Genomic DNA, 17274 nt, shown 5'->3' with positions numbered 1-17274 from the left:
CGGCCGACAGTGATAGCACAGAACGAAATAAATATGTGTGTCACGTATTGCGGATCACGTATCGCGTTGGCGCAAAACAGTTAAGTATCAGATGCACCAGAAAAACCAGCGTCAGCGTGGCGACCAGTGAAAAGGTCACGGAGGTGATGCGATACAGGTCGCTAAAGACCAGGTCGCTGTCCGGGTGCATGTTCTGCCCGAACATAATGCCGATGGTGGTGATACTGGCAAAGCCCACCCCGGCGCCCACTTTCTCCATCACATGCAAACGCGCGCCAAACGCCAGCCCCAGGCCGATAAGCGGCATCATCAGCAGCATGTGGCTGCTATGATCGTAAAGAATGAGCTGCACCACCAGAATATAGAGACAACCCAGCACCACGCCTGCCACACGCCAGATAGAGCTCATGACCGAACCGCGATAGTGCATCGGGAACAGGATCAAAATCCCGGCCATCAGAGCCGACAGAGAGTCGCTCAGGTCGCTAATCTGAAAAACCACGAAGATAAGCGTCGCCACGGTTCCGGAAAGAAGCGACTCGTGGCGCACGCGGGCATCGTCTTTCTCAATCAACGGTGGCGGCCTGCGGGGTTCAACGTCCGGCAGCAGATAGTTCATCAGCGCGCTCAGGCACACCGCCATCACGCTGGCTTCGATGTTGGAAAAAATCAGCGTGTGCCAGTTCGTTGTGGGGTAACTCATAAAATTGAGCATTACGCTCTGACACACCACGCCCATTGAGCCGAACAGGAACAGCGGCCCTTTACTCATAAAGCGAAAACGCATCACGTACAGGGCAAACACCACCAGAGTCATGATCAGCGGCCATTGCGACAAATAACCGATGATAATCACCATTTCGATGCAATTTAACGACGCACTGAAGATAAACTGCTTCGCCACGTGGCGGTTAAATACTGGCACCAGCGACAACAGCATGATGGGATAAACGACAAAAAACACGCCGTAACTGGTGTTGTAAAAACTGGAGATGCTGAGCGCAATCATCCCGGCAAAGACGATGCGCAATGTCTGGCGAAAGTCGTTTGCCGTGTAGACAATGTTGTCGTGCGGGGTAAAGACCCGCGCCAGAGTGCTAATAGACATAGTGCAGCAGGCTCACCAGGTGGATCTGCATCCCGGAGAAAAAGCGCGCAAACGGGCCTTCGCTGTTATAGAGCTGTACGGTGGCACGCGCGCCAGTGGGCAGATGCTTCGGCAGCGTCTCATCCAGCGCCAGGTGAATACGCATTCTCTGGGCATCACGCACCCAGCGGTTAGAGGTTTCTGGCTCGGAAAGCTCGCCGTTCACCGCTTCCTGCCCCGCTAAGATCCCCGCATCGCTACTGGCAACATGGGCGCGGAAAACCTGGCCCGGGAAGGCATCAAACACCACGGCAGCGTCCGTTCCCTGATGGGTATGACGCAGGCTCTTTTCACGGAAATCCGCCACGATGTCGGTTTGGTTGTTCACCAGTGCCAGCGCAGCAGAGCCCGACGAAGCATAAAATCCCGGGCTGAGCTGGAGGTTACTGACCGTGCCGTCCGCTTCGGCGTAGACCTTCGTCCAGCCGAGGTTCAGCTCCGCGTCATCCAGCGCATTGCGGTATTTTTGCAGTGTGACGTTGCGGTGCTCATCCCGCTCACCGCGCTGAATACGCAGGTTGCGGATATTGGCATTCAACGAGCTGACAGACTGCTCGCTGCTCTGCCAGGTGGTCCGCACGTTATCCAGATCGGACTGGGAGACGTTTTGTAAGGTACTGAGTTTCTGGTAGCGCTCAAACGTCACTTTATCGTTGCGGGCAGTCAGCTCGGCCGTTTTCAGGCTGGCCTGCGCGGCACTGATTTGGGCATCCAGCTGGTCGTTAGCCAGACGCGCCTGTTCCAGCGCAATTTGCGCCGCTTCAACCTTGTTAAGAAACGGCGTGGCATCAAGCTCAAAGAGCAGGTCGCCTTTCTTCACCTGACTGTTGTTGTGCACATGCACCGCCGCGACATAGCCGGAGACACGTGCCGACACGGGCGTGACCACGCGCATTACGGTGGAGTCCGGCGTCAGCGGGATCCAGATATCGGCGAGGATAAAATAGACAAACATCAGCAGGAAAGAGGCAATACTCACCCTTACCCAGCGGGCAAATTTCTGTTCAGGAGTCATGGTTATTCAGTCTTGTTATCTTCTTCGCGGATTGTCCGCAAATTGCAGGCGATTTGATTCAAAGTGGCGCTGAAAATCTCGATATGTTCAGGTGCGATATTTTGCGAGACACGGGCCTGGAAGGTTTCTATCACCTGAGTAAGCGTTTTCAGGATAGCCTTGCCCTCAGGGGTCAGCGTTAACAACCGGATGCGCTTGTCATAAGGCGATGTGGTGCGCAGCAGATAGCCCTGCTTTTCCAGCTGGGTGAGCGTGCGCATCAGCGGCGGCAGTTCAATGCCCTGCACTTCCGCCAGCTCGCTGACAGAGACGTTATCCCCCAGTTGCTGAAGTTGCATCATCACCGTCCAGCTCGACTGGGTTAACCCGGTATCGACGATGGCATCGTCAATCACTGCGCGCCACTGACGCACGATCATCGCCATTCTCATGCCCATTGGCCGGCGGCTAAACAGATCGTCTTCACTCATAGGGGGAGTCCTCTCATCTCACAGGAGCAAGATAATAGTTATCAGGGTAAGTATCAAGAAACGAGAGGTGAAAGAGCAAGAATTGCGAAAGCGACGTTCTCCCTCTCCCTGTGGGCTGGGGTGAGGGGCACCAGAGCGCAGAGGTATTTAGCGACTAAAATACTTCCTGACGGCAGACCTCCCGGATGCCGTCACCACCACTTCCCTGTACCCCGCCACCCGCTGGATCCAGCCTTTGTTTTCCAGATGCGTGAGCAGCGCCGCGCCAGCCTCACCGCCCAGATGAAACCGCCGCTCGCTCCAGTCCAGGCAGGCGCAGCAGGCCTTGCGACGGGGATGAGCACTCAACAGAATACCGAGTTTCAGGAACTGCTCACGGCCATACAGCGTGAGCGCTGAACCGTCTGCCTCCAGCCAGCCTTCCGCCTGCATAAAATCATAGATCTGTACCGCCACGGTTCCGGCAAGATGGTCGTAACAGGTGCGGGCTTCGCGCATGCCTTTTGGCGCGGTGGTTTCCGGCGGCGTAATGCGGCTCCAGGAAAGCCCCATCATCTGCTCAACCAGCGCTGCCACGTCGTGCCCTGCAAGGTGATAATAGCGATGCCTGCCCTGAGACAGGCAGGTAATCAGCCTTCCCTCCACCAGCCGGGCGAGGTGCCCGCTGGCGGTCGACGGTGCAACATCTGCCGCCGTGCTCAGCTCGGTAGCCGTCCACGCCCGCCCGTCCATCAGCGCACAGAGCATTTTTACCCGCGACGGATCGGCCATCGCCGCCGCCACGGCAGCAACGGCTTGCTCCAGTGCAGCGCTGTTATCGGGAGGTAATTGGGTCTTTAACATCGGCAGCCCAGGGTTCGGTTATCTCTGCGGCCAGCTTATCATTATCCGTCAGCAGAATAAGGTGATTCGCATGGTCGCTGTACTGAGTAAGGATAGACACCCCCTGCACTGCCAGCGCGGAGGCAATCTCACCCAGTTCCCCCGGGCGCTCCTGTTTTAGCTTACGGATCAACGGTTTTGTTACCGACTGCACCCGGAATCCGGCAGCCAGCAACACGCGCCGGGCTTTCTCCCCCTCTTCCACCAGAAAATGTGCATCAACGCCAAATACCCCGCCGCCCTCCAGCCCCACGCCATTACTCCCGAGCAGTTGCCCGAAACGCGCCAGTTCACCGGGGGCATTCTCGAAAATCACGTGAATGTCATACATCAGCGTGTCCTCCGGTTTCGGAGGAATATTCCCGTACCACCTGCGCAACGCGAATGCGATAAAAGGTAAAAATCGACGCCCGCCCCTCCTGCTGTGCAGCAAGATGGTATTCGTTGTGCTTCCAGTTGCGGATGGCCTCTTCATCCCGCCACCAGGAGAGGGAGAGGATTTTGCCGTCGTTGGTCAGGCTCTGGAAACGTTCGATATCGATAAATCCGTCGATATCGGCCAGCAGGGGTTTGAGTTCAGCCGCGAGTTGCAGGTAGCGCGCCTGGTGTGCAGGTTCCGCTTTGGCTTCGAAAAGGACTGCGATCATGATGGTCTCTCCGTTGTGGTGTTAAGGAGAGAATGCAGGAAGGAAGAACGGGATGCTTCGGTGGATGGCGAAGTGTTGTTGCCGGAGAGCGCTGGCCCGAGTAGGCCCGGTAAGCGCAGCGCCACCGGGCAGGTTTTAGCTCAGGATCGACTTCGGCTCCATAAACGCGCTGATCCCCCACGTGCCCATCTCGCGGCCCACGCCAGAATGTTTAAACCCACCAAACGGGGCTTTTGGCTCATGGGCGAGCGTGTTGACCAGCACCCGGCCGGACTGGATCTGCTCCGCCACCCGCTGCGCACGCCCGGCATCGCTGCCCAGCACCAGCGCGCTCAGGCCGTAGTCGGTATCGTTCGCAATGGCGATCGCCTCTTCTTCATCGCGATAGGGGATCACGCACAGCACCGGGCCGAAGATCTCTTCGCGGGCAATCGCCATCTGGTTATTCACATCGGCAAACAGCGTGGGACGGACAAACCAGCCATCTTGCGTACCTTCTGGTCGCCCTTCACCGCCCGCCAGCAGGCGCGCGCCCTCTTCTGTCCCTTTGCGGATGTACCCCTGAACACGCTGCCACTGTTTTGCGCTGACCATCGGCCCCACCTCGGTGGCGCTGTCACGCGGGTCGCCAGACCGCACCGCCGCAACAGCCTGTGCCAGCGCGTGTTCCATCTCCGCTTTACGCGACTGCGGCACCAGAATACGGGTTCCGGCAACACAGGCCTGCCCGCTGTTCATGAAACCCGCCTGAATCACCAGCGGCACCGCCTGCGCTAAATCAACGTCATCCAGCATGATCGTCGGCGATTTACCGCCTAACTCCAGCGTCACACGCTTAAAGCTTTCCGCGGCATTACGCAAAATGGCTTTTCCGGTGTGAGTAGAGCCGGTAAAGGAGATTTTCGCCACATCCGGGTGGCGGCTGATCGTCTCGCCCACCGTGTCGCCGCGCCCGGTCACAATGTTAAACACGCCCGGCGGCAATCCGGCATCGCGCAGCGCCTCAGTGATAATTTGGGTTTGCAGGGCACTCATCTCGCTGGGTTTGATAACCGCCGTGCAGCCCGCCGCCAGTGCGGCCGCCAGTTTGCCGCAGATAAAACCTGCATCGCTGTTCCACGGGGTGATCAGCCCAGCGACGCCAAGCGGCGTCATCTGCACCCTGGCTGCACCTGCCGTGGTCGTAAATGCAAAGGATTCCAGTGCATCGATCGCCTGGGCGATAACATCCGCCGGGTAACTGGCCATCCACGCCGAACGCGACGCGGGCGCACCGTACTCCTCGATAATGGCCTCCAGCAGTTCGTCGTGGCGGGCAACAACCGCCGCGTGCATCCGCTTCAGCGCCGCAATACGTTCCTGCCGGGTGGTGTTTGCCCACGCCGGGAACGCCGCTTTGGCGGCTGCAATGGCACGCTCCGCATCAACCTCATCCGCCAGACGCACCTGGCCAATCACCTGTGCCGTCGCCGGATTGTACAAATCAAAACGTTCAGTGCCGTGCGGGGTGACAAATTCACCGTTGATAAAGATCTGTTCGATGTGACGCATAAGGCCTCCTCAGGCTGTGTGAACACAGTCTGGCACGCCTTTTACGTTTCGATAATCCACGCTATGCTGCAAGGGTTGTTTCGATTATCAGGACAATCTATGCATCGTTCAGGACTTACTGAGCTGGAAGTGGTACTGGCCGTGGTACGCCGTGGAGGCTTTCGCGCGGCTGCTCAGGAGCTGGGCATGTCGGCTACGGCGGTGAGCAATGCGGTGGCCGGGCTGGAAAGTCGCCTGCAAACACGCCTGTTTAACCGCACCACCCGCAGCGTGGCGCTCACCGATGCCGGGCAACGGTTTGTGGCGCGCGTGGGGCCTGCGCTTCAGGAGATCCGCCAGGCCAGCGAAGAGATCCACAGTGATAACGACGATCCTGCTGGTACGTTGCGTCTGAACGTTCCCAATAATATTGGCCCGCTGTTTCTGGATAATCTGCTAATTGCCTATATGCAGCGTTACCCGAAAATGCGCGTCGAAACGGTCAGCGAAGCACGGATGATCGACATTGTGGCCGAAGGGTATGACGCCGGGATCCGCCTGGCGGAATCGGTGCCGCAGGACATGGTGGCGGTGGCACTCACGCCAGACATCCGCCAGTTAATCGTCGCCACGCCTGACCACTTTGCCCGTTACGGTATTCCGCAAACGCCCGACGATCTGCTGCATCATCAGGGGATTGGCATGAGGATGTCTCACGGCGGGCTTTATCGCTGGGAGCTGGAGCGACGTGGTGAGCAATATGCTCTGGCGGTTCCGCCACGCTTTGCCACATCCGATCTGTTTGCATCAATACGCGCCGTGAAAGCCGGCCTGGGAGTGGGATTTTTACCGGAACTTTATATCCGGCAAGAGCTGGAAAGCGGGGAACTGGTGAGCGTGCTGGAAGACTGGACGCAGCCCTTTGCCGGACTGCGTCTTTACTACCCCGGGCATCGCCATGTCCCACCCGGGCTACGGGCTTTCGTCGCCCTGGTACGTGAGCGCGGAATTACTCCAGGTTAGCCTTATTCAGGCCATACGCCACATCCAGCGAGCCGGGCTCCATGCGGGACGTGATCCCCAGGCGGTTCCAGGCGTTGATGGCCACAATCGCGAAATTCAGCTCTGAAATTTCGACATCGGAAAAATGCTCCGCCACGCTGCGGTACAGGGCATCACTCACGCCGTGAACACCGATCTGGGTCAACGCTTCGGTAAACGCCAGGGCGGCTTTTTCACGGGCGCTGAACAGCGGGGATTCGCGCCATGCCGCCAGATGGTACAGGCGTAGCTCACGCTCGCCGGCAATTTTGGCCTCTTTCGAGTGCATGTCCAGGCAGAAAGTACAGCCGTTCAGCTGAGAAACACGGATATCAATCAGGTGTTTCAGCGCCGGGTCGATGGAGGTTTTTGCCACTTCCATGCTCAGGTCGGACAGCGCTTTTGCGAGTGCAGGTGTAGCTTTATGGTGGTTAACGCGAGTGCTCATAGTCTTTCCTCTTTTGTATGCGGCCCAGGTAATGCGATGAGGTAAATCTACGCCGTTCATGACATAGTAAAAAGATACAAAAACCACAAAACGAGGTAGGACATGAAGCCGGGCTATCACGATATCTATACCCGCTACCGCGACAACATTACGCGCGGCGTGCTGAAACCCGGCGACAAAGTGCCCGCGATCCGCGTGCTGGCCGAAGAGCTGAAAGTGGCGCGCAAAACGGTTGAAACGGCCTATGCCATTCTCACCGGAGAAGGGTATCTGGTCAGCCAGGGCGCACGCGGCACGCGGGTAAATCCTGACCTGCTGTTACCCGGGCACGACGCGCCTGCGGAACAGGCCACCGGCACGCTCCCGGAATCACTGATTAGCCAGCGTGAACGCAGTGGATTTTTACGCCCGGGCATCCCGGCGCTCGACAGCTTTCCGTACAAGAAATGGCTGCTGCTCGCAGGCCAGGCGACCCGCTCCATGCGCCAGGAAGAGATGCTCAACCCGCCGGTCCTGGGCTGGTATCCGCTGCGCCAGGCCATTGCCCGTTACCTGAATATCTCGCGCGGGTTGTCCTGCACCGCCGAGCAGGTGCTGATCACCAGTGGCTATAGCGGCAGCCTGCGCCTGATCCTCGATACCCTTGCCAGCCGCAGCGACAAAGTGGTGTTTGAAGACCCTGGCTATTTTATGGGGCAACAGCTGCTCAAGCGCATCGTCCCGCGTCTGCACACCGTGCCGGTCGATCGTTCGGGCATGGATACCGGATACCTGCTGCGCCACCATCACGATGCCCGTTTTGCTATCGTCACGCCATCACACCAGAGCCCGCTGGCAGTCACACTCTCTCTGCCGCGTAAACAGCAGCTGCTCGACTGGGCAAGCCAGAACGAGGCGTGGATTATCGAAGATGATTACGACGGTGAATTTCACTACACCCGCAAGGTGCTGCCATCACTGAAAAGCCTCGACCAGCACGACCGGGTGATCTTTATGGGCACCTTCAGTAAAACCATCATGCCGTCACTGCGTATGGGCTATGTGGTGATGCCCGCCAGCACCGTGGCGGCGTTTACCGACTGCGCCGACATCGTGACCAGCGGCCAGCCGGTACTCACGCAAAAAATCCTGACCACATTCCTGAATGAGGGGCATTTTTTCCGCCATCTCAAAAAGATGCGCGCGCTGTATCAGATCCGCCGTGACTGGATGATCGCTGCCTTGCAGGAGGTGTACGGCGATCTGTTTTTCACCGAGCAGAACGACGGCGGAATGCACATTGTGGCGTTTTTATCCAAAGGCAGCGGCGATCGCGAGGTGGCGCGCTGCTGGCAACAGCACCAGCTACAGGTGAATGCGCTTTCCGAGTGGTATCGTGGGTCGGGCAAACGCTATGGACTGGTGATGGGCTATAACAACGTGCGGACGTATCAGGAAGCACTGGATTTGCTGGAACGGCCGAAACAGCAGACGCTTGAGCTGCTGGGCTAAAAATCGCCGGGTGGCGACTGCGCCTGACCCGGCCTACGATCTACACATCAAACCGCGACAACCCAACATCCTTGAGCTGTTCATCACTCATGCGGCTCAAAATGCGGCGAGTACGGTTGATGCGATACCAGTTCTTCACCGTTTTCCAAATCCAGACAAATGCAATAAACGGACGTTTTGAACGATTCTCGTGAAATTCCATGATGTTCTCCTCGCTGTGCCAGTGGGGTTATCATCGTGGAAATCGGTGTATGCAATACAGACTCAAAAACAACTTTTATTTAACATACAGATCCGCTAAAACAGAATCTGAATGTCGTTTTTTGCGGCGATCTGTACTGGTTTGACAATCTGTATGGTGTAAAAAGAGGATACAGCATGACGCGCTATCAACATCTGGCCAATATTCTGGCCGAACGCATTGAACAAGGGCTGTATCGCAGCGGCGAGCGTTTGCCCTCCGTGCGCGCCCTGAGCCAGGAACACGGCGTCAGTATCAGCACCATACAGCAGGCTTATCAGATCCTCGAAAACCTTCAACTCATTACCCCACAGCCACGTTCCGGTTATTTTGTTTCGCAGCGCAAAGCCCAGCCCCCCGTTCCGGCGATGACGCGCCCGGTGCAGCGCCCGGTGGATGTCACCCAGTGGGATGAAGTGATGATGCTGCTGGACGCGCGTGCCGACAAAGAGATGATCTCTTTTGGCGGCGGCTCGCCAGACCTGAACCAGCCGAGCCTGAAACCGCTGTGGCGGGAAATGAGCCGCATTGTGCAGCACAACCCCAGCGATGTGCTGAGCTACGACGTGCTGGACGGGCGGTTTGAACTGCGTGAGCAAATTGCCCGCCTGATGCTGGACGGTGGTTCAACCGTTGCCCCCAACGAGATTGTGATCACCAACGGTTGCCACGGCGCGCTGTCGATTGCCCTGCTCTCGGTGTGCAAACCGGGAGATATTGTGGCGGTGGAGTCTCCGTCGTTTCACGGCACCATGCAGATGCTGCGCGGGTATGACATCAAGGCCATTGAAATCCCGACCGATCCTGAAACGGGGATCAGCATTGAAGCCCTGGAACTGGCACTGGAACAGTGGCCCATCAAGGCGGTGATCCTGGTGCCCAACTGCAATAATCCGCTGGGATTTATCATGCCAGAGGCGCGCAAACGCCAGGTGCTGGCGCTGGCACAACGCCACGATATCACGATAGTTGAGGATGATATTTACGGCGAGCTGGCGGCAGAGTATCCGCGACCACGAACGATCCACTCATTTGATATTGATGGCCGCGTGATACTGTGTAGCTCGTTTACCAAAACCGTGGCACCAGGGCTGCGCGTAGGCTGGATTGTACCGGGGCGTTATTACGACCGGGTGATGCACATGAAATATGCCGCAGGCGGATTTAACGTGCCGGGCACGCAGATGGCGGTGGCGGTGTTTATCCGTGACGGGCATTACCACCGGCATGTGCGGCGAATGCGCCAGATTTATCAGCAGAATATGGAAACCTACACCTGCTGGGTGCGGCAGTTTTTCCCGGCAGAAATTTGCGTGACGCGCCCACAGGGGAGTTTTTTACTGTGGGTGGAGCTGCCGGAAAAAGTGGACATGGTCTGCGTGAGTAAGCAGCTGTGCCGCCTGAAAATCCAGGCCGCAGCCGGGTCGTTGTTTTCCGCATCCGGGAAATACCGCAACTGCCTGCGGATCAACGTGGCGTTGCCGCCAACAGATAAAAATCGCGATGCATTGAAAAAAATGGGCGAGGCGATCCATATTGCGATGGAGGCATAGTGCGGCCTGATGCCCTCACCCCAACCCTCTCCCACAGGGAGAGGGAGAAAACACTAAAAACGGCAACCGAGGTTGCCGTTTTGCTTTTACCTTGTGCGGCCTGATGCCCTCACCCCGGCCCTCTCCCACAGGGAGAGGGAGAAAACACTAAAAACGGCAACCGAGGTTGCCGTTTTGCTTTTACCTTGTGCGGCCTGATGCCCTCACCCCGGCCCTCTCCCACAGGGAGAGGGAGAAAACCAGGCACAGTCAGGATTACTCCTCGAAGTACCAGTAACCCTGGTTAATCAGGTCTGTCAGTTCTTCCACAAACGCCGGATTTTGCAATGCCGCGCCGAGTTCAGCCTGCCCAAGACTGGTGAAGCGGCACAGCGCATCAGCAGCGTTTGCATCCACCGTTTCCAGCTGCTCACTGTTGATAAAGAAGCTGCCGCCAATATTCAGCACACGCAGCCCGCTCAGACGGGTGAGGGTTTCACCGCCCTGAAGGGCATCAAGCACCTCTTCTGGCGAATACGGTGGTTCCGCAGCGGCAGTATCCAGCTCGTGACGCGGCGTAGAGACAAAGCTGCCGAACCATTTCGTGAAATCGTCAGGTTTACTGATCATGTCGATCATCATCTGGCGAATACGATCAAGCTCGTACTGCTCCACACGGCCTGGGTGTTCGCGGCAGGTCAGATCCGGATCGCTGTAATGCTCGCCGCCCAGATCGTTTTCCAGGGCGTAATCGGCAAAGCTGCTGATCAGATCGCGGCCGTTTGGCCCGCGGAATCCCACGGAGTAGTTCAGCGCGGTTTCATGGGTAAAACCGTCGTGCGGGAATCCAGGTGGGATGTAAAGGATATCGCCCGGGGCCAGATCTTCGTCGATGATCGGCTCAAAAGGATCGACGTGCAGCAGCGCCGGATGCGGGCAGAACTGACGCATTGGCAGCTTATCCCCCACGCGCCAGCGGCGGCTTCCCATTCCCTGAATGATAAACACATCGTACTGATCGATATGCGGGCCAACGCCACCGCCCGGTACAGAGAAAGAGATCATCAGGTCATCAAGACGCCAGTCCGGCAATACGCGGAACGGACGCACCAGCTCAGCCGCCGGCATGTGCCAGTGGTTCACCGCCTGCGCCAGCAGTGACCAGCCGGTTTCGCCCAGATCGTCGAAATGCTCAAACGGGCCATTGCTGGCCTGCCATTTACCGTTGAAATGGCTCACCAGACGACTATCGACTTCCGGCTCCATCGCCAGACCTGCAAGCTCGTCAGGCGTAATCGGATCGACAAAATTCGGGAAGGCATTTTTCAGCACAACGGGTTGTTTTTGCCAGTATTTTTCAAGAAATTCCGGCCAGTTCAGGTTCAGTTGATACGCCATGGTTAGCACCAGTGAAAAGGTAAACAGGCGCGATTATGCGCAAACCGAAGCCGGGTTGCCTTGTCGTGGGTCAAAGGGGGGTAAAAAGTCGCCACATTCAGCCATTCGTATGACACAGCCTGGCAGTTTCACGCTTTATCGTGAGCGCCAGATTTACAGCGACTTATATCGTTACCTTAAGAGAGCGTGTCATGAGGCCTGAGATGAGCGATTTCATTGAATTCCCGGCAACGGGCAACGTGAAGACCACCACGGGGGTCTATACGCGCAGGGATAATCCATCCGTGTTCTCGCCTGTCGCCTGTGAACTGCCCGCGGGAAGCCGCGTCACGGTTCTGGGAGCGGTGGTGGGCGATGCCGTTGAAGGCAATGCACACTGGTATCGCATTGATGAGAATACGTTTATCTGGGCGGGTGCTTGTACGCGGCTCGATCCCTATCCGGCGTTTCCGGAAAATAACAGGGTGAACTGGATGGCGGTGGTGTTTGAGGTGAGATAGCGCCCGTTGCCGGGCGCTGGGTGAGGCTTAATCGAGCTTCAGATCGTCATAATGGGTGATCATTTTACCCACAATGCCGTAATCCAGCGCTTCTGCCGGAGACATCCAGAAGTTGCGGTCGGTGTCTTTTTTCACTTTTTCCAGCGGCTGACCGGTAGCGTCAGCAATCAGCTTGTTCACGCGATCCAGCATACGGATGATTTCGCGGGCTTCGATTTCAATATCCGTCGCCTGACCACGTACACCGCCCAGCGGCTGATGGATCATGAAACGGGTATTTGGCAGTGAATAACGGTGCTCTTTTTTCGCGGCCAGGAAGATGGTGATCCCCGCGCTGGCAACCCAACCGGTGCCGATCACGTATACTTCCGGACGGATGAACTTGATGAAGTCATGGATGGTGTCACCCGCTTCAACGTGGCCACCCTGGCTGTTGATATACAGCTTAATAGGATCGTTGCTGATGCTTTGCAGCAGGATCAGCTGAGTGATCACTTTCTCGGCCAGCGCCTGGTCAATCTCGCCGGAGATAACAATCGAACGGGAATCCAGCAACTTCTGCTGTAAAGCGCCCGCGCCGTGTGTCCCTTCCGCTTTATCTTTGTTGTCGCTTTCTTTCATGGTGTAGTGCATTGTTATTTCCTCAGCATTTAGCGCTCAAAAGCAGAGTGTAGCCTGTTTTATAGGTCAAAGTCCTCAGCCCCATATCAGGATCCATCGCGCAGCCGCCAATAAAGGCCTGATCGAAGATAATCCCCTTTCAGCCTTAAGCATGAAAAACCCTTTTTATTTCATGCTTTGTTGTTACAGCCGGAAAAATGCCTGCCGAGTAGGGTATTAACATCGCCTGTTATGAAAAAGGTATGGTGTATGCCTAAAGCATCCTCTGGCACGTTATTTTGGATCCTCGGTAGCCTGATTTTATTTATTGCTGCACCGGTCATTATCGAAGACCAACAGTTTGCCTGGCTCCTGACGCTCGTCGCGATGATTATTTTTTGTATGGGGGTTGGATATGCCATCAATGGCCGCCTCAATGGCATTTTTATTGATTACCGCAACCGTCTGAGCCTGTCTAAATTACAGGCGCTGTGCTGGTCCATGCTGATTTTGTCTGCGATATATACCGCAGCATTGCTGAGGATCCGGGGAGATATACCAGACCCACTCGAAATAACGCTGAATGAGCCTTTGCTGGCCATTATGGGGATATCACTGACCTCACTGGCGGCGGCGCCCGCCATTTTAAATGCCAAAGCCGATAATAATGTCACCGCTCAGGCTGCACAGCAGGTTTCTCAGGCGCTGAATAAACCGGTAGAAGACATTATTCCTGCCGGGAAAATCTTTTCTTTCTCAAGCGCTGAGCTGGCCAGCTGGCTGGATCTTTTTCGTGGCGAGGAAAATACCAATGCGGGTTCGGCTGATCTGGGAAAAATACAGCAGTTCGTCATCACGTTTATTTTGTTAGCGATATACGGAATGTCGCTTTGGGACTTTTTTTCCCACCCCGTGGCAGAACTCAACACCTTCCCTGATGTCTCCGACCACATGTCCTGGCTGCTGGGCATTAGCCATGCGGGATACCTTGCCTATAAAGCTGCGCCGCACGGTGATGCATCCACGCCGCCTCCCTCAACAAACAACACAACGTCATCCGGTGCGGGTTAACACAGACTGCGTGCGAGGTAGCGATGAGCAACTATCCTGAAATTCCCTTAACAGGCAGTGTGACAACCACCGTGCTGGTCAATGTTCGCCAGGGCGCACCGTCGCTCCAGGCACCGGTGGTTCAAAAGCTGGCCGCCGGGCAAACGCTGGCGGTTCTGGCTGCTGTCATTGGCGATGCCTTTGAAGGTAATGCCCACTGGTATCGCATTTCCATCAGCACCTTTATCTGGGCCGGAGCCTGCACTCCCGCTTCGGCGCACAGTATTACCGCGCCCCTTCAGGAAAACAGCATCGACTTAAGCCCTGTTCCCCTGGTGGTGGATCTTTACCACGGGGATAGTGTGACCAGTTTTCAACAGGCGAAAAATGCCGGGCTGGCGGCGGTGATCCATAAAGCCACCACCGGGAGGAAAGGCCGGGACGATCAATACGATAATCGCAGGAGTGATGCCCTGGCCGCAGGCCTGCTGTGGGGAGCCTATCACTGGGGTACAGCGGCAAACATCGCGGAGCAGGTGGACAATTTTTTAACCTATGCCAACCCGGATCAGAACACGCTGGTTGCCCTGGATTTTGAAACCACTCCCGGTAATCAAATGACGGCCCAGGGAGTAAGGGACTTTAGTGACGCTATCTTTGCAAAACTGAATCGCCGCCCGGTGATTTACGGCAGCAATTTGCTACGGGAAGCGCTGGGTTCAACACGCGATGCGTTCTACCACGGCCATCGTTTATGGCTCGCGCAGTATGGCGCGCATCCTACTCTGCCGGTGCACTGGGATAACTACTGGCTTTGGCAATACACGGACGGCCCCACGGGCCCGGCGGGATGTCGCACGGTTCCCGGCATTCCTGGTAATTCGCGTGGTCACCTGGATTGCAATTATTTCCCGGGAACGCTGGCAGATCTCAAATCTCATTGGGCATCGTGACTCCACGAATCCGCCCGGGGCGCTATCATGGTGAAACACATTGGGTTAGTTTTCTTCTCCGGCCTGCTCCTGGCAGGCTGCGTCCAGAACAACCCTCTGTATCAGGGGTTTTCCAGCCCTGAGGTGGATAGCACCATCACGACGACGTCTGACACGCTGATGCAGATCCTGCTCAACCCGCCAGCTGTACCGGAAGGCACGACAAAGCCCGCTGACCTCAATGATCGGGATGCCATTATCACAAAAGAATGTGCCAATGCAGGGACTGCCGTCGACGATGAAAAGGGATGCCAGGCCCAGCGCAACGATGCCATTTACACCCTGATGACCGGTTCGGAGCAGGTTTGCCTGGCCCATCGCCGGAGCATTTATGGCAATGACGCGATGTTTAATATTTCCGCCGGCACCCTCACCAGCCTGTTCGCCGGCGTTGCCACCGTGGTGACGCCAACGGTCAGCAAATCTATTTTCTCGGCGCTGGCGATGTTCTCTAATTCAGAACGATCGCTGGTCAACGAAGTGGTCTATAAGCAGATGATCGTCACTGCCGTGGATACCAAAATCCAGCAAACACGCAACACCAAAGCGGTGGCTATCGTCCAGCATTTAAAAACCGACAGCATGAAAGATTACCCGCTTAGCCGCGCCCTGAACGACTTTATGGCCTATCACAACAGCTGTTCGTTTATGGAAGGGTTACGCCTTGCGCTGGCGAATGGCACACAAAACCCGACAGAAAACAAAATCAATACTCTCAACAACCGCATGTTGCTGAACAACGCGCAGATGAACATTTACTGTAGCGGTAAAAAAACGGATCAGGCGATGTGTGATTCGCTTGTTGAACGCAATAAAGCCATCACCGATGAGCTAAAAACGCTGGAAGTTCAGTGAGAAAGAACGCGGAGCTTCCACTACACTGATTGTCTCCCCACGACACAGGGCAATGGTAATGGAACTGACCGCCGTGAGCGCTCTTCACTTTAGTGCCGCCATTCTTACCGACATTCTGGAGCGTTGCTTTCAGGACTATTTCGTCCCGTTTTCGCTGACGCCCGAAGCCTTTGCCCTGCGTTTTGGCTCTGAAGGGTTAAGTTATGAGGACTCGTGCGTCTGGCTTCGTGGCGACGAGCCTGTAGCCATCGCCCTGATTATGCGCCGTGCAGGTGCGGCACGGCTGGGTGCGTTTGCCATCCTCCCAGAATACCGTGGCAAAGGGCTGGCACGAGGAATGCTGACACCACTGTTCACCACGCTGAAAGCCAAAGGTATCAGCCCGTTTTATCTGGAAGTGATCCACGAAAATACGGCCGCGATCGCCTTGTATAAAGCGCTGGGTTTTCGCGTATCTCAGGGTTTGTGGGGCTTTAAAGGCGAAACAACAGATGTGCGGATGAACGGGGAGCTTCGCGAAGCCACGCTTAACGACCTGCTGCGGGCGGTGTGGTCAGCCCCCGGTGAACGCACGCCGTGGCAGCTTGATCCGCTTTCGCTGCCCCTGATGCCTTGTGAAATTATCAGCGATGGCGCCGGAGCCTGGGCCGCCATCACCACGCACAACACGAAACCGCTGCTGCGGTTCTTGTTTGTGGAGCCGGGATCGCGTGGCCAGGGTCACGCGCGACGGATGCTGCAAAATCTCAGCGCCCTGTATCCAGGCATCTGCACGCCCGTTGCCGTACCTGAGCGGTTTGCTCCGCTGTTTGCCTCGGCCGGGTATCAGCCACTGGCAATCACCCAGTTTGAGATGACGCAGGATTAGCCCTGCGGATAGAACGTCATCCCTGCGTAGGGTTTTTCCCGACACGCCGCCAGCCGTGCGGCGAGGTTGCCCACGTGCAGCTCCAGCTTGTGCCCGTCCGGGTCGAGAAAATAGAACGATGCACCCTCGCTTTTGTTCTGCTTCCAGACGGTGACGCCCGCCTGTTCAAGCCTACGCGAGAACGGTGCAAAATCCTGTTCCGCCACGCTAAACGCGTAATGGGTATAGTCACTGTCCTGCGGCGGCACGACACGGCGCGTCTCATCGAAAGACAAGCAGAGCCACAGATCGCCGCAGGTGAGATACGCCCCGGTATTCCAACGGGCATGGAGCGTTAAGCCCAGTACATCGTGCCAGAAGGTCAGACTTTTTTGCAGGTTGCTGACCGCGAGGGTCAGGTGGTTGAGCGATTGCAGCATGACATGCCCTGTTGTTTTTTGTGTGAGACATGGTACGGTAACCAGATGAACATAAACCACGCCGTGCTCACCGTAAACCGTTGGTGGCAGCCTTCTTAAGGCGGCCTGGAGTTGTTTTCTCTATTTTCAGATAGCCGCCGAAAGGCGG

Annotated in this window: 20 protein-coding genes; 8 read left to right on the top strand and 12 right to left on the bottom strand. The window is 56.5% G+C overall.

The genetic code is table 11. From position 1 onward, the window contains the following. Nucleotides 1–40 precede the first annotated feature (40 nt). The 7 genes from F3J30_RS15150 to F3J30_RS15120 form a co-directional block, all read right to left on the bottom strand. Nucleotides 41–1108, bottom strand: a complete 1068-nt coding sequence (locus F3J30_RS15150) for a DUF2955 domain-containing protein (RefSeq protein WP_166717769.1) — start codon at nucleotides 1106–1108, stop codon at nucleotides 41–43. After that, nucleotides 1098–2162, bottom strand: a complete 1065-nt coding sequence (locus tag F3J30_RS15145; RefSeq protein WP_166717768.1) for an HlyD family secretion protein — start codon at nucleotides 2160–2162, stop codon at nucleotides 1098–1100. The genes F3J30_RS15150 and F3J30_RS15145 overlap by 11 nt, the downstream gene beginning before the upstream one ends. 2 nt (nucleotides 2163–2164) lie before the next feature. Beyond that, on the bottom strand, nucleotides 2165–2632 hold the full coding sequence (locus F3J30_RS15140; RefSeq protein ID WP_166717767.1) for a MarR family transcriptional regulator: 468 nt from the start codon (nucleotides 2630–2632) through the stop codon (nucleotides 2165–2167). A 147-nt stretch (nucleotides 2633–2779) separates the two neighbouring features. Further along, a complete protein-coding gene (locus F3J30_RS15135) occupies nucleotides 2780–3475 on the bottom strand; it encodes a winged helix-turn-helix domain-containing protein (RefSeq protein ID WP_166717766.1) in 696 nt (231 codons plus the stop codon). After that, the gene (locus tag F3J30_RS15130; RefSeq protein ID WP_166717765.1) at nucleotides 3447–3845 is read right to left on the bottom strand and encodes an amino acid-binding protein; all 399 of its coding nucleotides are present in this window, start codon (nucleotides 3843–3845) and stop codon (nucleotides 3447–3449) included. Before F3J30_RS15130 ends, F3J30_RS15135 begins: the two co-directional genes overlap by 29 nt. After that, on the bottom strand, nucleotides 3838–4161 hold the full coding sequence (locus F3J30_RS15125; protein ID WP_166717764.1) for an antibiotic biosynthesis monooxygenase: 324 nt from the start codon (nucleotides 4159–4161) through the stop codon (nucleotides 3838–3840). Before F3J30_RS15125 ends, F3J30_RS15130 begins: the two co-directional genes overlap by 8 nt. Before the next feature lie 135 nt (nucleotides 4162–4296). Further along, complete coding sequence (locus F3J30_RS15120; RefSeq protein WP_166717763.1) at nucleotides 4297–5712, bottom strand: aldehyde dehydrogenase family protein; 1416 nt, start codon at nucleotides 5710–5712, stop codon at nucleotides 4297–4299. Nucleotides 5713–5811: 99 nt separating this feature from the next. Here F3J30_RS15120 and F3J30_RS15115 point away from each other — a divergent pair, with 99 nt between their 5' ends. Further along, entirely contained in the window at nucleotides 5812–6714 is a 903-nt protein-coding gene (locus F3J30_RS15115; protein ID WP_166717762.1) for a LysR family transcriptional regulator, read from the top strand. On the opposite strand, the gene F3J30_RS15110 is transcribed toward F3J30_RS15115, so the two are convergent. Then, the gene (locus F3J30_RS15110) at nucleotides 6701–7180 is read right to left on the bottom strand and encodes a carboxymuconolactone decarboxylase family protein (protein WP_014068724.1); all 480 of its coding nucleotides are present in this window, start codon (nucleotides 7178–7180) and stop codon (nucleotides 6701–6703) included. The two genes, F3J30_RS15115 and F3J30_RS15110, sit on opposite strands and share 14 nt — an antisense overlap. 102 nt (nucleotides 7181–7282) lie before the next feature. Here F3J30_RS15110 and F3J30_RS15105 point away from each other — a divergent pair, with 102 nt between their 5' ends. Continuing rightward, nucleotides 7283–8671 (top strand): PLP-dependent aminotransferase family protein, encoded by a 1389-nt coding sequence (locus F3J30_RS15105; protein WP_166717761.1) that lies wholly within the window; start codon nucleotides 7283–7285, stop codon nucleotides 8669–8671. A 40-nt stretch (nucleotides 8672–8711) separates the two neighbouring features. On the opposite strand, the gene F3J30_RS15100 is transcribed toward F3J30_RS15105, so the two are convergent. Then, the gene (locus F3J30_RS15100) at nucleotides 8712–8873 is read right to left on the bottom strand and encodes a DUF1127 domain-containing protein (protein WP_166717760.1); all 162 of its coding nucleotides are present in this window, start codon (nucleotides 8871–8873) and stop codon (nucleotides 8712–8714) included. Between the two features lie 176 nt (nucleotides 8874–9049). On the opposite strand from F3J30_RS15100, the gene F3J30_RS15095 reads away from it, so the two are divergent. Then, a complete protein-coding gene (locus tag F3J30_RS15095; RefSeq protein ID WP_166717759.1) occupies nucleotides 9050–10465 on the top strand; it encodes a PLP-dependent aminotransferase family protein in 1416 nt (471 codons plus the stop codon). A 255-nt stretch (nucleotides 10466–10720) separates the two neighbouring features. Here the strand turns inward: F3J30_RS15095 and F3J30_RS15090 are convergent, their stop codons facing one another. Then, on the bottom strand, nucleotides 10721–11842 hold the full coding sequence (locus tag F3J30_RS15090) for a cupin domain-containing protein (protein WP_166717758.1): 1122 nt from the start codon (nucleotides 11840–11842) through the stop codon (nucleotides 10721–10723). Nucleotides 11843–12045: 203 nt separating this feature from the next. Here F3J30_RS15090 and F3J30_RS15085 point away from each other — a divergent pair, with 203 nt between their 5' ends. After that, on the top strand, nucleotides 12046–12342 hold the full coding sequence (locus F3J30_RS15085) for an SH3 domain-containing protein (protein ID WP_166717757.1): 297 nt from the start codon (nucleotides 12046–12048) through the stop codon (nucleotides 12340–12342). 27 nt (nucleotides 12343–12369) lie between these two features. Here F3J30_RS15085 and F3J30_RS15080 read toward each other — a convergent pair whose 3' ends face one another. Beyond that, the gene (locus tag F3J30_RS15080; protein ID WP_166717756.1) at nucleotides 12370–12975 is read right to left on the bottom strand and encodes an ATP-dependent Clp protease proteolytic subunit; all 606 of its coding nucleotides are present in this window, start codon (nucleotides 12973–12975) and stop codon (nucleotides 12370–12372) included. A gap of 237 nt (nucleotides 12976–13212) precedes the next feature. Between F3J30_RS15080 and F3J30_RS15075 the strand changes: the two genes are divergently transcribed. The 4 genes from F3J30_RS15075 to F3J30_RS15060 are packed head-to-tail and all read left to right on the top strand — an operon-like array spanning nucleotide 13213 to nucleotide 16707. Next, nucleotides 13213–14013, top strand: a complete 801-nt coding sequence (locus F3J30_RS15075; protein WP_166717755.1) for a hypothetical protein — start codon at nucleotides 13213–13215, stop codon at nucleotides 14011–14013. 23 nt (nucleotides 14014–14036) lie between these two features. After that, a complete protein-coding gene (locus tag F3J30_RS15070; RefSeq protein WP_166717754.1) occupies nucleotides 14037–14945 on the top strand; it encodes a GH25 family lysozyme in 909 nt (302 codons plus the stop codon). A 27-nt stretch (nucleotides 14946–14972) separates the two neighbouring features. Then, nucleotides 14973–15839, top strand: a complete 867-nt coding sequence (locus tag F3J30_RS15065) for a hypothetical protein (protein WP_166717753.1) — start codon at nucleotides 14973–14975, stop codon at nucleotides 15837–15839. A gap of 58 nt (nucleotides 15840–15897) precedes the next feature. Beyond that, nucleotides 15898–16707, top strand: coding sequence for a GNAT family N-acetyltransferase (locus F3J30_RS15060; protein ID WP_166717752.1), 810 nt, complete (start codon nucleotides 15898–15900; stop codon nucleotides 16705–16707). Here F3J30_RS15060 and fosA read toward each other — a convergent pair. Next, the gene (fosA, locus tag F3J30_RS15055; protein WP_166717751.1) at nucleotides 16704–17126 is read right to left on the bottom strand and encodes a FosA/FosA2 family fosfomycin resistance glutathione transferase; all 423 of its coding nucleotides are present in this window, start codon (nucleotides 17124–17126) and stop codon (nucleotides 16704–16706) included. The genes F3J30_RS15060 and fosA overlap by 4 nt on opposite strands. Nucleotides 17127–17274: the final 148 nt, after the last annotated feature.

This window comes from Enterobacter sp. Tr-810 (genome assembly GCF_011752765.1).
GTDB classification, from domain to species: domain Bacteria; phylum Pseudomonadota; class Gammaproteobacteria; order Enterobacterales; family Enterobacteriaceae; genus Enterobacter; species Enterobacter soli.
The sequence above is the reverse complement of the archived record's forward strand: the minus strand, read 5'-3'. Positions and strand labels throughout refer to the sequence as shown.

What these genes read in the sequence shown, in the direction of transcription:
- F3J30_RS15080 (WP_166717756.1), bottom strand. Translation starts at nt 12,975, where the DNA reads ATGCACTACACCATGAAAGAAAGCGACAACAAAGATAAAGCGGAAGGG.
- F3J30_RS15070 (WP_166717754.1), top strand. Translation starts at nt 14,037, where the DNA reads ATGAGCAACTATCCTGAAATTCCCTTAACAGGCAGTGTGACAACCACC.
- F3J30_RS15140 (WP_166717767.1), bottom strand. Translation starts at nt 2,632, where the DNA reads ATGAGTGAAGACGATCTGTTTAGCCGCCGGCCAATGGGCATGAGAATG.
- F3J30_RS15135 (WP_166717766.1), bottom strand. Translation starts at nt 3,475, where the DNA reads ATGTTAAAGACCCAATTACCTCCCGATAACAGCGCTGCACTGGAGCAA.
- F3J30_RS15150 (WP_166717769.1), bottom strand. Translation starts at nt 1,108, where the DNA reads ATGTCTATTAGCACTCTGGCGCGGGTCTTTACCCCGCACGACAACATT.
- F3J30_RS15125 (WP_166717764.1), bottom strand. Translation starts at nt 4,161, where the DNA reads ATGATCGCAGTCCTTTTCGAAGCCAAAGCGGAACCTGCACACCAGGCG.
- F3J30_RS15110 (WP_014068724.1), bottom strand. Translation starts at nt 7,180, where the DNA reads ATGAGCACTCGCGTTAACCACCATAAAGCTACACCTGCACTCGCAAAA.
- F3J30_RS15115 (WP_166717762.1), top strand. Translation starts at nt 5,812, where the DNA reads ATGCATCGTTCAGGACTTACTGAGCTGGAAGTGGTACTGGCCGTGGTA.
- fosA (WP_166717751.1), bottom strand. Translation starts at nt 17,126, where the DNA reads ATGCTGCAATCGCTCAACCACCTGACCCTCGCGGTCAGCAACCTGCAA.
- F3J30_RS15090 (WP_166717758.1), bottom strand. Translation starts at nt 11,842, where the DNA reads ATGGCGTATCAACTGAACCTGAACTGGCCGGAATTTCTTGAAAAATAC.
- F3J30_RS15100 (WP_166717760.1), bottom strand. Translation starts at nt 8,873, where the DNA reads ATGGAATTTCACGAGAATCGTTCAAAACGTCCGTTTATTGCATTTGTC.
- F3J30_RS15095 (WP_166717759.1), top strand. Translation starts at nt 9,050, where the DNA reads ATGACGCGCTATCAACATCTGGCCAATATTCTGGCCGAACGCATTGAA.
- F3J30_RS15065 (WP_166717753.1), top strand. Translation starts at nt 14,973, where the DNA reads ATGGTGAAACACATTGGGTTAGTTTTCTTCTCCGGCCTGCTCCTGGCA.
- F3J30_RS15120 (WP_166717763.1), bottom strand. Translation starts at nt 5,712, where the DNA reads ATGCGTCACATCGAACAGATCTTTATCAACGGTGAATTTGTCACCCCG.
- F3J30_RS15075 (WP_166717755.1), top strand. Translation starts at nt 13,213, where the DNA reads ATGCCTAAAGCATCCTCTGGCACGTTATTTTGGATCCTCGGTAGCCTG.
- F3J30_RS15145 (WP_166717768.1), bottom strand. Translation starts at nt 2,162, where the DNA reads ATGACTCCTGAACAGAAATTTGCCCGCTGGGTAAGGGTGAGTATTGCC.
- F3J30_RS15130 (WP_166717765.1), bottom strand. Translation starts at nt 3,845, where the DNA reads ATGTATGACATTCACGTGATTTTCGAGAATGCCCCCGGTGAACTGGCG.
- F3J30_RS15060 (WP_166717752.1), top strand. Translation starts at nt 15,898, where the DNA reads ATGGAACTGACCGCCGTGAGCGCTCTTCACTTTAGTGCCGCCATTCTT.
- F3J30_RS15105 (WP_166717761.1), top strand. Translation starts at nt 7,283, where the DNA reads ATGAAGCCGGGCTATCACGATATCTATACCCGCTACCGCGACAACATT.
- F3J30_RS15085 (WP_166717757.1), top strand. Translation starts at nt 12,046, where the DNA reads ATGAGCGATTTCATTGAATTCCCGGCAACGGGCAACGTGAAGACCACC.